A 15,031-nucleotide genomic window follows, 5' to 3' on the forward strand; every position below is an offset into this window, starting at 1 on the left:
GGACTTTAGTCCGTGTCTAGGCTATCTACTCTGTAAGCTAAAGACACAGACTCAAGTCCGTGGGTACGTACATCATACATCCTATATCCTACATCATTTCACATAGCCCGGCCCCATGAGTAATTGGCCGGGGCGCTGGCCGGTATGCTGGTTGTTTTCAATTACAGGAATACCATTGACGAGCACCCACGAAATACCCGTGGTGTAGGCATGAGGCTGGTCGTAGGTAGCTTTGTCGGCAACGGTTTTTTCGTCGAACAGCACAATATCAGCGGCATAGCCCGGACGGAGCAACCCCCGATCGGCCAGCTTGAACCGTTGGGCGGGCAGCGATGTCATCCGACGGATGGCCTCTTCCAGCGGGATCACATGCCGTTCGCGTACATACCGGCCCAAGACGCGGGCGTTGGTGCCATAAGCACGGGGATGCGGCATACCCGAACCCAGTTTGGCCACCCCGGCATCCGACGCGATCATGGTGTTGGGGTAACGCAAAATAGTTTCTACATCGGTTTCCGACATCGTGTGGTACACCATCTGGATACGCTTCAGTTCAGTGCGTTCCATCAGCTCCAATATCAGGTCGGCTTCGGTAGCGGCTGTGTTCTTCCGACCCAGCTTCTGATTGATCGCGCTGATGCTTAGCCCGTTAAACGTCGTATCGGGTTTATAACTGGCCACCACGGCGTACTCGTAGTTTTTGCGGAGGTTCTTCGACAGTCCATCCAGCATTTCTTTCCTGATTTTGGCGCGGGTGGCCGGGTCCCGAAAACGAGCCAGCACCGCCGAATCACCATCGGCCAGCGCCCAGGATGGCACAATGCTCTCCAGCGAAGTACTGGAGGCCGTATACGGGTACTGGTCTACCGTTACGTCGAGGCCTTCGCGCCGGGCCGCTTCCACCAGTTCGACCGTTTCGGTGCTTTTGCCCCATAAGGGTTTACTGGCCACTTTAAAGTGTGAAATCTCGACCGGAATGTGGGCTTCGCGGCTGATCTGAATCGCTTCTTCAACCGCCTGCTTCACGTTCTGCCCTTCGTTGCGGATATGGGAGGCATATAGCCCACCATACCGGGAAGCCATTTTAGCCAGATTGACCACTTCGGATGTGCGGGCGTAGGTACCGGGCGTGTAAATGAGGCCCGTCGACAGCCCTACGGCACCGTCTTTCATGGCCTGCTCGACCAGGGCTTCCATATCGGCCTGTTCGCGGGTGGTAGGTTCCCGAAACGCCATTTTCATCACCTTCACCCGCACCGTATTGTGCCCAATCAGCGACCCGACATTTACGGAAATCCCCTGCGTTCGTAAGGTATCGAAATAGGCGCGCAGGTTGGTGCTGGACCCTCCGCAGTTGCCCGTGATCATGGTAGTGACTCCATCGAAAATAAAATTAGGAGCGCCCGGCTGCGCTTCCAGACTCCCTTCTACGTGCGTATGTACATCAATAAAGCCCGGTGCTACAATAAGGCCGGTTGCATCAATTGTCCGGCTGGCATCGCTGGCAGGGACCATACCAACCCTAACAACACGACCCTGTTGAATGGCTACATCGGCATATACCCACGGATTACCCGTTCCATCAACAACCCGACCATTTTTAATAACAAGGTCATAAGGCTGACTGTGGGTTATGGCAGGTACAACAAGGCATAGGTAAAGAAGCAGGAAACGCGTTGACATAGATCAGATTAAGCTGTTAAATAAATAATGATCAGTCAACAATCTGGCTGTTTTTTGGCACACAACAAACTGATTAAGGATATAAATAAACGAATCCGACCAATTAGCTGACAATAGTTATACGAAAACACCAATTTTTACCAAAACTAAACAATTCGATTGATATTCGATAAGTACGGCTGAACTAGCTATTGGCTACGTACAAATTAACATTCCTAGGAGTAAGCAAGTTGATAAACAATAAGATATACCAAGATGTTACCCGATAGAATTACTTGAAGTTTTAACCCTTACCGGTTGTTTCAATAGCCTTTTCTGTACGTTTTCTATCACAAGTCTATTACCGCTTTTACCTTTTCCCATTTCCAACCATTAAACACAAACACACATGTTCAAGGAGTTTAAAGAGTTTGCCATGCGAGGCAATGTCATGGACCTTGCTGTTGGGGTAATTATCGGAGCTGCCTTCGGAAAAATTGTCGATTCAGTCGTGAACGACCTGATTATGCCACTCGTGGGCCGTGCCGTTGGCAAAGTCGACTTCAGTGACCTGTATGTCCCCCTAACCGAGAACGTTACGACGGGCCTCACCCTGGTGGAAGCCAAAAAACTGGGTCCCGTTTTTGCCTACGGCAGCTTCCTGACAATCGTAATCGACTTTCTTATTCTGGCCTTTATCATCTTTCTTCTGGTTCGGGGCATGAACCGCCTGATGCGTGTGAAGGCCGATTCGGCAGACGTTCCCCCCGCACCCACCAAAGAAGAGGTACTGCTAACCGAAATTCGGGATGCGCTGGTGGCCAGTTCACCCAGAGTGCAGCCAGCCACGGCCAGCCCCTCAGAAATTGGAAATCGGCAGATTCCGTAAACAATCGTGTAAACCTGCTTGCCATTCCCCAACATGGCAAGCAGGTAATTGACTGGGTACTTATTCCTCTCTGGTTGCAATCGAGCCTGCTTTTTCGGTACTTAGCCCTTCTACCGAATTGCCCCGGCTATGAAATCACTTCTGCCCCTGCTCCTGCTGGGTATAGCGTTAACTGGTTTTGCTCAATCAGCAAAGCCCATTTTTGCCACACCCTTGAGTCCGCGTCTGGCGAATTACCAGATTGATGTGACCCTGGACCCCGCTACCAAAAAGCTGACAGGCCGCGAAACGCTTACATGGCGGAACCCGTCAACCGATGTTGTTCGGGAGCTGCAGTTTCACCTCTACCTGAATGCCTTTCGTAACGAAAACTCGACGTTCATGCGGGAGTCGGGCGGGCAGTTGCGGGGCGAGGGCATCGACCGGAATGCCAAAGAGAATCCCTACGGATCCATTGATATTGTGTCGATGAAGGTGCGGAATGGCGAACCACTCGCCTACCAGTTTTTTCAGCCCGACGATCAGAATCGCGATGACCATACCGTCATTCGGGTGCCGCTGAGCAAACCCGTCGGGCCGGGCGAGACCATCGTGCTCGACATTGCCTTTCGGGCCAAACTGCCCAAAATTTTTGCCCGGACGGGCTTTAGCCGCGACTTTTTTCTGGTAGGTCAATGGTTTCCGAAAATCGGCGTTTATGAACCTGCCGGAACGCGTTACGCGAAAGTGGGGCAGTGGAACTGCCACCAGTTCCATGCCCACTCCGAATTCTATGCCGACTATGGCGTTTACGATGTCAACATCACCACCCCGAAGGACTATTGGGTGAGTGCAGTGGGGCTGTATCAATCCGAAAAAATCCATCCGAACGGCACCAAAACACTGCTGTATCATGCTGAAGATGTAGTCGATTTTGCCTGGACGGCCTCGCCCCATTTTCAGGTGATCAATGACAAATGGAAACGCCCCGGCGGTGGCGAAGTGAGTATAGAACTGGTCATGCAACCCGAGCATATCCACCAGGCCCAGCGGCATATCGACGCGGCTCGTGCTGCTCTGGCTTATTTCGATAAACAGTTGGGCAAATACCCCTTCCCGAACCTGACCATCGTCGATCCGCCAGTACACGCACAGGGTTCGTTTGGCATGGAATACCCGACGTTCATTACGGCCGGAACGGCCTGGTTTCTGCCCGCCGGAGCCCGTTTCCCCGAGGAAGTGACCATCCATGAATTTGGCCACCAGTATTTTATGCAGTTGCTAGCCTCCAACGAGTTTGAGGAAGCCTGGCTCGACGAAGGTTTCAACCAGTATTACGAGGGCCGGGTTATGGACGAAACCTATGGCCCCCGCTCCTCACAGATTGACTTGTTCGGCTTCGGCATGGGCGATATGGAAAGCTCGCGGGATACCTACGTTCATCAGGATAACCCCGCCCTTGGCTCCTCGTTTGGTAATACCTGGCAGCTCCCCGATGGCCAGTATGGTGTGCTGACCTATGCCAAAACTGCCACCTGGATGCGAACGCTCGAAGGGCTGGTGAGTCGGCGGGTGATGGACGAGATCATGCAGACGTATTTTATTCGATGGAAATTCAAACACCCGAACGGCCAGAACTTCATCGACATCGTCAATGAGATTGTTCCCAAACGACTCGGCAACAAATACGGCCCCGACATGAACTGGTTCTTCGCCCAAGCTCTTTACGGCGACAATGTGGTCGACTACCAGCTCCTGTCGATAAAAAATAGCCGACCCAACGGCCGACAACAAGCGGTGATAACGGTACAGCGAAACGGCGACGGCAAGATTCCGGTCGATATACTGGTGCATTTTGATAATGACCGTGAGTTGATGTTACACTGGAATGGCGAGGACCGGCAGCATAAGTTCATGGTAGCGGAAAATGCCAGGGTTAGCTGGGCCAAAGTTGACCCGACGCAGAAAATTTATATGGATACCAACCTGAACAACAACAGCCTGACGTTATCCCCCTCGACGGCCCCGGCGGCTAAATTTGCCGTTAAATTCCTGTTCTGGATCGAGAACTGGATGCAGTGGCTGGCGTGGCTGGCCTGAAATCAGACATTTTCTAATGAAGGTCAGCATACCATAAAACGTGTTTTTTCAAACCTATCTTTGTAAGACAATACATATGGTTTCTCAAAACCGTACTCGTCAGGTCTGAGAACCTGACGTCACCAACCAAGCATATGACCTTTTCCGAAATAACTGACCTACTCTCCACTCAATTTGGCGATCAGTTGCAGGCCAATACGCAGAATTTACAACCCTATCTTACCGTTCCGATAGATCAGTTGACCGACATCTGCCGGTTTCTGCGTGATGACGAACGGCTGTTTTTCGACCTGCTGGCTTGTATAACGGCCATCGACAACGGACCGGAGGCTAATACCATGGAAGTGGTTTACAACCTGACTTCCATTCCCTACGAACATAACCTGATGCTCAAGATCGTTGTGCCGCGCAACATCAAAGGAGCTACCTTACCCTCAGTACCAAGCCTGGCCCACATCTGGCGAACTGCCGACTGGCACGAACGGGAAGCCTTCGACCTGGTCGGTATTCAGTTCAGCGGCCATCCCGACCTTCGCCGAATCCTGCTGCCCACCGACTGGGTTGGCCATCCCCTTCGTACCGATTATCAGGAAGAAGAGCAATACCACGGCATAAAAACGAAATAAGCTGTCGACATTTTGAGCCGATTGTTGACTGTTTCTAAATTTCGTTTGTTATTGCTTTATCTGTATTCCTAAAACCATGAAAAACCATTGTCGGCTCATTAGTCGCCTACTGCTTAATGTCCTTTTCTGGGTTCCTCTGCTCAGTCAGGCGCAAACAGATTCTGTTGTCGTTACAGGTCGCATTCGTAACCTATCGGCCCGGCTGTATCGCGAGTCGCCTACGGTCCTGGTGAGCCGCAACAATATTCTGCAAGCCAGTCGGGAGTTGGTTCGTCCGGCACCGCTCAATATAGATGGCACCTTTCGAGTCTCGCTGCCATTGATTTACCCACAGGAGGAGATGTACTTCAACTACGGCCGCATTTCGACCGCGTTTCTGGCAGCTCCCGGTACGCTCACCATCGACCTCGATGCCGACTCGCTGTTTACGGCGGCTGTTCCGTTCCGATTCGGGGGCGTCAATGCGCAGGTGAATAGCCAGTTTGCCCGTTACAAAGCCTTCGAAGCCACCTTTCCGGATAAACCTGACGGTAAAAAGTTAACAGGTCAGATCGCCAATCAGTCCAACGTCAAAGCTTTCGATATTCTGCTTGCGGCCTACCGCGCCCCGTTCGTCCGCTTCGCAGGCCGGGAAAAAGTATTCCCGCTGGTATCCCGCTGGATTTCGGCCAACAACCGCTACAACGCAGCGGCTTTTCTGTACGACAAAGCCGCTTACGAAGGGGAAAAGATTCCGACATCGCTATCCGACTCACTTCGTCCGGCCAATGATATTATCCTGACGGCAGCGCGGGCGTCGGCCATGAATCGCTTTGCCAATTATGCCACCCAGCTGGTTAACGCCGAATCAGGCAATAGCCGAACGAATGGCCTTACGGTCAGAGCGTTATCGATTTTACTCGAACGATACGGTAAAAATCTGACGGCCGACGAGCGCATCCGGCTCAGCGATTATGCACTGGCCAACTCGGCCAAAGCATCGGATCTAAAGTTCTTCGATGGGCTGGTGAAGCGTAACCCCGACACGCTGCAACGTCTGGTTAACTATGAGATGCTCATTCAGCGCAGCATTCGCCAGTTCGACACGGTGGCGGTAAATTACGTATCGGCCTATTGGCTGGCAACTTCATTGCCGGGCTTGACCCTTAACTTTGCCAAGCTACTGTACGGATACGGGCGTCCGCAGATAAAAGACCCAGCCCTGGCACAGTCGCTTGATGAACTGTACCGACTCGAAGTAAAAGACAGCACCCGCATCCGGGCCGCTATCGAAACACTGCGAAAAGCGGGCAACACAGCAAAATCGCTGGAGATTTCGCCCGGTGTTTTTGCCACCCGAGCCACATCGGGTAACGGCTCCATGCTGTTCGATGAGGTTGTCAACGCAAACCGGGGTAAAGTGATCTATATGCTCCTGTTTTCGCCGACCGATGAGGCTGGTCGGCAAGCGGCCATGGATGCCCAACGCCTTCGAAACGCTTACAGTGCCCGCGATTTTTCATTGGTCTACTTGCCCATGCCCGGCGCAGATCAGTCATTATGGCCTGAAATTGCCGCCCGTTACAATCTGGCTGGCGACCACCTGCTGTTAACAGACAGTCAGTTGATCGATGCCATTGAACGCCTGCGATCAGACGGTGACCTCTCGGGAACGGTCATCAACCGAACGGGTAAGATTGTCAAGCGTAGCGCACCTCTACCGGGCAATTTCGAGGAAGTCGGTAAGCTTATTGATAAGAATTTATAGAGCTGTCCCGACAGTCAATTTGTTCGCTGCCAGGGTATAGCCCCACCCTGGCGCGTATGCTCACGCATGAGTTTCTCTAACTGTTTGAACTCCTCCGGCCGATCGGCTGCCCGGTTGACTTTTTCCTGCGGATCGTCTTTCAGATTATACAATTCCAGCGGGCTGTAGGGACTATCCTGAAGGAGTTTCCAGTCACCGAGCCGGACGGCATCGATCGTTTTACCGCTGTACTCGATGCCGCCTTCCCGCCGAATAAAGAAAACGGGCCGTTCGGGTGTCAGGGTTTGGCTGGCTCCCAGCAGAATGGGCAAAAAACTTCGTCCATCAATCGCCTGGCTGACCCTTGTACCTGATGCCTCGGCCAGCGTTGGCAACAAATCCATCAATAACAGCGGTTGCTGCGATTGGCTTTGCGCAGCAATTTTGCCGGGCCAGACCACACAGGCCGGTATGCGAATGCCACCTTCATACATATGTCCTTTCCCGCTGCGTAACGGCCCGTTATTCGCCCCATCGAACAGCTTTCCACCATTGTCGCTGACAAATAGGATCAGCGTATTTTCATAGAGTCCTTTGGCGCGTAAGGTTTGAATGACTTTGCCGATCCCAGCATCCATGTGCTCAATGAGAGCCGCTAGTTTGGCGCGTTTATCACTAATGCCCGGCTGACGTGCTTTTACTTTAGCCAGCCAGTCGGCAGGGGGCTGAATGGGGTCGTGCGGGGCGTTGTAAGCCAGATACAGGAAAAAAGGTTTCGGCTGAGCCGCGCGTTGCTGAAGGTAATCCGTTGCCCACTGCGTAAACAGATCAGTGGCATGTCCGGTTGGGTCGATGACCTGCCGGTTGAGCCGCATATAGTTTCGGTCATGGCGCAGATGGGTATAATAGTCGTCCATCATATCCCCCTCGAAGCCGTGAAACAGGTCGAAGCCCCGGTCGTTGGGTAAGTTCGGCGATTCGAGACCCAGATGCCACTTGCCCACCAGGGCCGTGTGATAGCCATTTTTCTTCAATAGCGACGGCAGCAGAACGGTCGCTGGAGCCAAGTATCCCCAGTTATCATCGGGCATGGTTCGGATAACGCCCGGCACACCCACCTGTTCCGGATACCGTCCGCTGAGGAGGGCGGCCCGTGAGGGGGAACAAACCGACGAGTTCGCATAGAAATGGCTAAACCGCATCCCCGCCCGAACCAGCGAGTCAATGTGGGGCGTCTGGATATCGGGGGCGCCATAACTGCTCAGATCACCGTAGCCAAGGTCATCAGCCAAAATGAGCAGAATATTCGGTTTTTTAACGGAAGATTTTGCCTGACCAACTACCCGAACGGATTGGCAAAAGAGGACCAACAACAGAATGACTACGTGCTTCATACATCCGAAAAAAGCCGATACACCCAGCTTCTACTATGGTAGCAGGTTACGGTAGTAGCTGTGGTGGCGGGTTCTTCAACCCGACAGGGGAGGTTTCTCAAACCCTTCTCTAATGAATAGAAAAGGGTTAGGTTTTGAGAAACCTCCCCTGTCAGGTTGAAGAACCTGACATCACGAGTACACCACTGGCCGGAGCCAACAAAAAAAGGACACCAAATAAAATTTTGTTGCCTAACAATCTGACTGATTGAATGTTAAAATGGGGTTAAAGAAAGTTTAAATAGTATTCCCATAGGATTACTTATTTTTGTACCCCAATTTAAATTTTTACTCAACGATGAAAACACTTGGTTACTTTTTAACAGTAATCTGGCTTGTTGTTTCCGGCAGTGTACAGGCACAGGATCAGCAGGTTACGATTACGGGGAGGGTTGTCAACAAAGCGGATAAGCAGGGGCTTCCGGGCGTCAACGTTTTGGTACGTGGAACAACAACCGGCACGGCTACCGATGTAGAGGGGAATTACAAGATCAACGTTCCCAATGGTGCTGTGCTTCAGTTCAGTATGATCGGGATGACCACGCAGGAAATTCCCGTAGGCAATCAAACGACGGTTAACGTCGAACTGGCCGACGACGCCCGCGCCTTGCAGGAGGTAGTTGTAGTCGGTTATGGTACGCAGCGCAAGATCGACGTGACGGGGTCTGTAGCACAGGTAAAAGGCGAAGAACTGGTGCGGCAACCCGTGCTGTCGGCTACACAGGCGTTGCAAAGCAAAGTGGCCGGGGTGCAGATCATCAACTCGGGCGCACCGGGGCAGGCTCCCACCGTCCGGATTCGCGGAACAGGTACGCTCCTGGGCGGGGCCGACCCACTCTATGTGGTCGACGGAATCATCACGGAAGACATTCGCAACATCAACACCTCGGATATTACCTCCGTCGATATCTTGAAAGATGCCTCGGCGACGGCTATTTACGGGGTACGGGCGGCCAATGGTGTGGTGCTGATTACCACCAAACGCGGCAAGTCGGGTGCGCCAAGCGTCAACTACGATGCGTACGTTGGTATTCGCACGCCCGCCTATCGGGTCAGGATGGCGGATGCCCAGTTGTTTACTCAATACAACAACGAAGCCGTACGGTACGACGACCCAACCGCTACGCTGCCCTTCGACCCAACGGCCACTAACCCGGCCAACACCGATTGGTTCAAAGCCATCACCCGGACGGGTTTCCAGCAGAATCACTCGTTATCCGTTAGTGGCGGTACCGAAAAAACGACCTATCTCTTCAGTGCCGGTTATTTTACTGAAAAAGGGATTCTGAAAGGAACGGATTATAACCGCCTGACCCTGCGCCTGAACAACGAATACACGCTGTCGCCAGTGCTTAAACTGGGCCATAACCTGAGTCTGGCCAACGACAATTCGAACCTGACCGGTACCGCCGATCCGGCTATTCCCAGTACCACGGCCTATTCAGCGTTCACGAGTGCCTACAAACAGGCGCCGATCGTGCCGGTTCGTAACGCTGATGGAACCTACGGATTTACGGCAAGGAATAACGTAGCGAATCCGGTAGCCCAGTTAGATTATACCAATTACAACGCAAAAGGGCTGCGTTTGCAGGGTTCGTTCTACGGTAACCTGACACTGTTAAAGAAAATCACCGTGCTATCGAACTTCGGCATTGAAAGCAACGCCAACCGGGCGTACAACTATAACCCGGTCTATCAGGTATCGGCCAATCAGCGCAACCTGACGAGTGAATTGAATGTGGGCCGGTCGACCAGCTCCCGCTGGCTCTGGACCAACACGGCCGAGTATACCAATACCTTTGCGAAACAGCATACGGTGAAAATATTGGGTGGTTACGTGGTCGAACGGTTTCAGAACAATATTCTGACCTCGGCCCGACAGGATGTGCCGCCCCAGTCGAACTATTTCTATCTGAACACGGGGAATGCCTCAACGGCAACGAACAGCGAAGTGGGCAGTATTCAAACCCGGCAGTCGTACATTGGTCGGGTCAACTACAACTTTGCTGACCGGTATCTGTTTACGGGTACTGCCCGGTACGATGGGTCGAGTAAGTTTCCCACCAACAACCGCTGGGGTTTCTTTCCTTCGCTGGGTGCGGGCTGGGTCATCAGCGAAGAGCCCTTCCTGCGCGGCAAAACGCCGTTCGATCAGTTGAAAGCGCGCGTAAGCTGGGGTAAGACCGGGAACGACCGCATCGACCCGAGTGCCTTCCAGTATACCATTGCCAGCGGCCTCGACTACGCGCTGGGCCCAAACCAGACGCTGCAACAGGGACGCACCATTACGAACCTGATCGACCCGAACCTGCATTGGGAAGTAACGACCGGTACGGACATCGGTCTGGAATTTGCGCTCGCCAAAAACCGGCTGACGGGTGAATTCACGTACTATAACAAACTCACCAGCGATGCCCTCTTTCAGCGGCCCATCGACGCCATTTTCGGGGATGTCGACGCGGCTTACCTGACCAATGCCGCCAGCGTGCGGAACCGGGGTTTTGAATTTGCCCTGAACTGGCGCAACAACTCAACCAGCGGATTTAACTACAACGTTGGCGTAAACGCGACCATCAACAAGAACCGGCTGGAAGATGTGCAGGGTGGCTTACCCATCAACGAAGGCGGCATTGGTAACGGCCAATACACCACCCGCACGGCAGTGGGCCAGCCCGTAGGTAGTTTCTGGGTGTGGCAAACCGACGGTATTTTCCAGACGCAGGAGCAGGTTACTAACACGGCCGCTAAAATTCAGGGTACCAAACCAGGCGATTTCCGTTACGTAGACCAGAACGGCGATGGCGCTATCGACGATAATGACCGTGTGTTTGTCGGTTCGTACCAGCCCAAACTGTACTTCGGCGTCAACGGTGGTTTCACTTATAGCAACTTCGACTTCTCGACCGACTGGTACGCGAACGTTGGCAACAAAGTCTACAATGGCAAAAAAGCACAGCGGTTTGGCAACGAGAACATCGAAGCCTCCCGCGCTGACCGCTGGACCCCCACCAACCCCAGCAATACCGAACCACGGGCCAGCAACTCCGTCCCCATCTCGTCGACCTATTACGTTGAATCAGGGTCTTTCTTCCGGATCAACAACATAACGCTGGGCTACACGCTGCCTAAAGAGTTGGTATCGTCACTGAAAGTGAGTCGGGTGCGGTTCTACGTAACGGCGCAAAACGCCCTGACGATCAAAGCCTTCTCGGGCTATACGCCCGAACTGCCCGGCAGCAATCCGCTGAATGCCGGTATCGAGTTGGGCACCTATCCGGTAACATCGGCCTATCTGGCTGGTCTGAACATTGGCTTTTAAGTAAACAACGAGATGAAAACCTTTCAGAAACTCATTACATACTCCTGCATTGGCGGTCTGGTAATTGCCAGTGGCTGTTCCAAGTCCTTCCTGGATGTGCCCCCCCAGGGACAGCAGACCCCAACGGACTTCTTTTCGAGTAATGCCGATGCGGCAACAAGCCTTGTCAATGCCATTTATTCGAAGATGACCGACTGGAACTTTCAGTCCTTTTCGTGGAATGGTATTACCAGCATTGCGTCGGACGATGCCGATAAAGGCAGTTCGCCGGGCGATACCGGCACGGACAAGGATCAGCTGGACAATTTCACGTTTACCCCTTCGAGTGTTTCGTTCAACGAAGTATGGGGTGGTCAGTACGAAGCCATTGCGCGGGCCAATCAGGCGCTTGACAACCTGCCGCCCCTGTCTATCAACGACACGCTGAAGAACCGGCTCATCGGCGAAGCCAGCTTCCTGCGGGCCTACTGTTATTTCAACCTCGTCCGCTCGTTTGGCGGGGTGCCACTGATCACGAAAGTGGCCGACCCGACCAATGCCAGCGACATTCAGCAGGGACGGGTGCGGGCGACGTCGGCGCAGGTGTACACGCAGATCGAAGCGGATCTGGCAACGGCCGTCGCCAATCTGCCCGAGAAATCGCAGTACAACGCGGCCGATCTAGGCCGGGCTACCAAAGGAGCCGCGAAAGCCCTGCTGGCCAAAGTGTCCATGTACGAGAAGAAGTGGAACGTGGTGTTGCAACTGACCGACGAAATCATTGCTTCGGGGCAGTATTCGTTACAGCCTAATTATGCTGAACTCTGGCGCGAATCGACGGAGAATGGTGTCGAGTCGATTTTCGAGATTCAGGGCCGGGGCGTAACCCCCAACAAAGGGGTGCAGGGCTACTTCGAAACGCAAGGCGCACGGGGCGAAAACGGTTGGGGATGGGGATTCAACACACCCTCCGAAAATCTGGTGCAGGCCTACGAACCCGGCGATACCCGAAAAGCGGGTACGATCATTCAACGCGGCATGACCCTGTGGGATGGCCGGGTCGTGAGTCCGAACGCCGAAAATCCGTATTACAACATGAAGGCGTACGTGAGCTTGACACAGGAAACCAACAACGGTAATACCTGGGAAACCAGCAAAAACGTTCGTATTTTACGTTATGCCGAAGTGCTGCTGATGAATGCCGAAGCCGCCAACGAACTCGGACAGCCAACCAAAGCGCTGTCAGATCTAAATCAGGTCCGGGCACGGGCGCGGGGTGGCGTCGCTACGGCATTGCCAAACGTGACGACAACCGTCCAGGCCGATTTACGACTTGCCATCTGGCGTGAGCGCCGGGTTGAACTCGCCTTCGAACACGACCGCTATTTCGATCTGGTCCGGCAGGGGCGCGCTGCGACTGTTTACCAGGCCCTCGGCAAAAATTTTGTAGCGGGTAAACACGAAGTCTTCCCCATTCCCCAGCCGCAGATTCAGCTGAGCGGTGGGCAGTTGACGCAAAACCCGGGGTATTAAAGGTTTTACCCCACGGCAGCGGCTGACCCCACCCCAACCCCTACCCTTGAAAAAGGGGAGGGGCTAAAAAAGTTGTCGTCACCCTTTAGTTGTTCTGTCCCGTTCATTATGATATGGATAGGGAATTTAACAGCCTGTTTTTGGTTCCGTTAGGATCTTTACAGTTCAGCGCAGATAGAAACGGGGCATCTGCACATGCTCGATAGGCCATTGCTAATTCCGAATTCACGTTCATTACACAATTCACGTCCTTCTGAGACAAGGGGAATTTTGTAACGAAGTTCCTTTCTCTAGCCCCTCCCCTTTTTTCAAGGGGAGGGGTTGGGGCGGGGTAGAAACAAAGTATCTTCCTTTATGAAACAACTCCTCGCCATCCTCCTCACCTGCACCAGCCTCACCATCGTCTGTTGCCAGCCAAAACCAAAATCGGTCGCTCCCGCCCCAACGGCGTTTACCCCCTCCAGCTCCGATCAGGCCTTTCTGGATAGTCTGCAACAGGATACGTTTCGGTATTTCTGGGAAACGACCAACCCCGAAAATGGGCTGGTACCCGATCGGGCGCCGTCCAACTCCTTTGCCAGTATTGCCGCCGTAGGCTTTGGTCTGACGTCGTATCTGGTTGGGGTAGAGCGCGGCTATATTACGCGGGTACAAGCTGCCGACCGTACCCTGAAAACACTCCGTTTCTTCGCTAATGCCCCCCAGTCGGATAAGGCGACGGGTGTATCGGGCTACAAAGGATTTTTCTATCATTTTCTGGATATGAAAACCGGCGAGCGATTCAAGCAGGTCGAACTATCGACCATCGACACGGCCCTGCTGCTGGGCGGCATCCTGAGCGCACAGAGTTATTTTGACCAGAATAACGCCGTTGAAACGGAGATACGGCAACTGGCCGATCAGATTTACGGACGCGTGGACTGGGTCTGGTTTCAGAATAACAACGGTCCGGCGTCCCGGCCGTTTGTATCAATGGGCTGGCACCCCGAGTCAGGCTTTATCAAGAGCGACTGGACGGGCTATAACGAAGGTATGCTGCTGTATGTGCTGGCGCTGGGCTCGCCCACGCATGCGGTTGGCACCGACGTTTGGGCGGCCTGGACCAAATCGTATCCATGGGCTACGTTTTACGACCAGACCCACGTGAACTTCGACCCGCTGTTCGGGCATCAGTACTCGCACGTCTGGATTGATTTTCGGGGCATCAAAGACGAGTACATGCGCAGCAAAGGCATCGACTATTTTGAGAATTCACGTCGGGCCACCTACGCCAACCGGGCCTATTGCGTAGCCAATCCCGGCCGATGGCAGGACTACAGCCCGACCATCTGGGGGCTCACCGCCTGCGACGGCCCCGCTGATACGCTGGTGAATGGAAAGCAGTTTTTCTCATACCGGGCGCGGGGAGCGGCCAGCACGCAGATCGTGGACGATGGCACCATTGCCCCTACGGCAGCGGGTGGATCGATAGCGTTTGCACCGGAAATTTGCGTTCCGGCCTTACGGGCGATGAAAGCGAAATACGGTGCGAAATTATACGGCAATTATGGTTTCCGCGATGCGTTCAATCCCACATATCGGTACCCGGCCCGCGTGGCTAACGGCTCTACGCAGCAAGGCTGGTTCGATGTCGATTACCTGGGCATTGACCAGGGCCCAATTTTGCTCATGGCCGAAAATATGCGGTCGGAGTTCGTCTGGAAACTGATGCAGAAAAATCCGCATATCAAGCGTGGGCTCATCAAAGCCGGGTTTACGGGCGGCTGGGTGGCGCGGTAAACAGAA

9 protein-coding genes are annotated in these 15,031 nt (G+C 53.5%); 7 read left to right on the forward strand and 2 right to left on the reverse strand.

All coding sequences use genetic code 11. The features are described 5' to 3' along the window. Positions 1–93: 93 nt before the first annotated feature. Positions 94–1,683, reverse strand: coding sequence for an N-acyl-D-amino-acid deacylase family protein (locus ACYVK4_RS10030; protein ID WP_461127360.1), 1,590 nt, complete (start codon positions 1,681–1,683; stop codon positions 94–96). 388 nt (positions 1,684–2,071) lie between these two features. On the opposite strand from ACYVK4_RS10030, the gene mscL reads away from it, so the two are divergent. The 4 genes from mscL (at position 2,072) to ACYVK4_RS10050 (ending at position 7,003) form a co-directional block, all read left to right on the forward strand. Continuing rightward, a complete protein-coding gene (gene mscL, locus ACYVK4_RS10035) occupies positions 2,072–2,551 on the forward strand; it encodes a large conductance mechanosensitive channel protein MscL (protein WP_461127361.1) in 480 nt (159 codons plus the stop codon). A gap of 129 nt (positions 2,552–2,680) precedes the next feature. Beyond that, a complete protein-coding gene (locus ACYVK4_RS10040; protein ID WP_461127362.1) occupies positions 2,681–4,630 on the forward strand; it encodes a M1 family metallopeptidase in 1,950 nt (649 codons plus the stop codon). Positions 4,631–4,764: 134 nt separating this feature from the next. After that, positions 4,765–5,256 (forward strand): NADH-quinone oxidoreductase subunit C, encoded by a 492-nt coding sequence (locus tag ACYVK4_RS10045; protein WP_461127363.1) that lies wholly within the window; start codon positions 4,765–4,767, stop codon positions 5,254–5,256. Positions 5,257–5,332: 76 nt separating this feature from the next. Further along, the gene (locus ACYVK4_RS10050) at positions 5,333–7,003 is read left to right on the forward strand and encodes a hypothetical protein (protein ID WP_461127364.1); all 1,671 of its coding nucleotides are present in this window, start codon (positions 5,333–5,335) and stop codon (positions 7,001–7,003) included. Between the two features lie 14 nt (positions 7,004–7,017). Here ACYVK4_RS10050 and ACYVK4_RS10055 read toward each other — a convergent pair whose 3' ends face one another. Then, positions 7,018–8,376 carry a sulfatase family protein gene (locus ACYVK4_RS10055; protein WP_461127365.1) on the reverse strand — a complete coding sequence of 453 codons (1,359 nt, stop codon included), beginning with the start codon at positions 8,374–8,376 and terminating at the stop codon, positions 7,018–7,020. Between the two features lie 337 nt (positions 8,377–8,713). Here ACYVK4_RS10055 and ACYVK4_RS10060 point away from each other — a divergent pair, with 337 nt between their 5' ends. The 3 genes from ACYVK4_RS10060 (at position 8,714) to ACYVK4_RS10070 (ending at position 15,025) form a co-directional block, all read left to right on the forward strand. Further along, the gene (locus ACYVK4_RS10060; RefSeq protein WP_461127366.1) at positions 8,714–11,734 is read left to right on the forward strand and encodes a SusC/RagA family TonB-linked outer membrane protein; all 3,021 of its coding nucleotides are present in this window, start codon (positions 8,714–8,716) and stop codon (positions 11,732–11,734) included. A gap of 12 nt (positions 11,735–11,746) precedes the next feature. After that, on the forward strand, positions 11,747–13,246 hold the full coding sequence (locus ACYVK4_RS10065) for a RagB/SusD family nutrient uptake outer membrane protein (RefSeq protein WP_461127367.1): 1,500 nt from the start codon (positions 11,747–11,749) through the stop codon (positions 13,244–13,246). A gap of 354 nt (positions 13,247–13,600) precedes the next feature. Then, positions 13,601–15,025, forward strand: a complete 1,425-nt coding sequence (locus ACYVK4_RS10070) for a glucoamylase family protein (protein WP_461127368.1) — start codon at positions 13,601–13,603, stop codon at positions 15,023–15,025. Positions 15,026–15,031: the final 6 nt, after the last annotated feature.

Source organism: Spirosoma aerophilum, from assembly GCF_054782495.1.

Excerpts from the sequence above, each read along its gene's own strand:
- ACYVK4_RS10070 (WP_461127368.1), top strand. The coding sequence starts at position 13,601 with ATGAAACAACTCCTCGCCATCCTCCTCACCTGCACCAGCCTCACCATC.
- ACYVK4_RS10065 (WP_461127367.1), top strand. The coding sequence starts at position 11,747 with ATGAAAACCTTTCAGAAACTCATTACATACTCCTGCATTGGCGGTCTG.
- ACYVK4_RS10060 (WP_461127366.1), top strand. The coding sequence starts at position 8,714 with ATGAAAACACTTGGTTACTTTTTAACAGTAATCTGGCTTGTTGTTTCC.
- ACYVK4_RS10030 (WP_461127360.1), bottom strand. The coding sequence starts at position 1,683 with ATGTCAACGCGTTTCCTGCTTCTTTACCTATGCCTTGTTGTACCTGCC.
- ACYVK4_RS10045 (WP_461127363.1), top strand. The coding sequence starts at position 4,765 with ATGACCTTTTCCGAAATAACTGACCTACTCTCCACTCAATTTGGCGAT.
- ACYVK4_RS10055 (WP_461127365.1), bottom strand. The coding sequence starts at position 8,376 with ATGAAGCACGTAGTCATTCTGTTGTTGGTCCTCTTTTGCCAATCCGTT.
- ACYVK4_RS10050 (WP_461127364.1), top strand. The coding sequence starts at position 5,333 with ATGAAAAACCATTGTCGGCTCATTAGTCGCCTACTGCTTAATGTCCTT.
- mscL (WP_461127361.1), top strand. The coding sequence starts at position 2,072 with ATGTTCAAGGAGTTTAAAGAGTTTGCCATGCGAGGCAATGTCATGGAC.
- ACYVK4_RS10040 (WP_461127362.1), top strand. The coding sequence starts at position 2,681 with ATGAAATCACTTCTGCCCCTGCTCCTGCTGGGTATAGCGTTAACTGGT.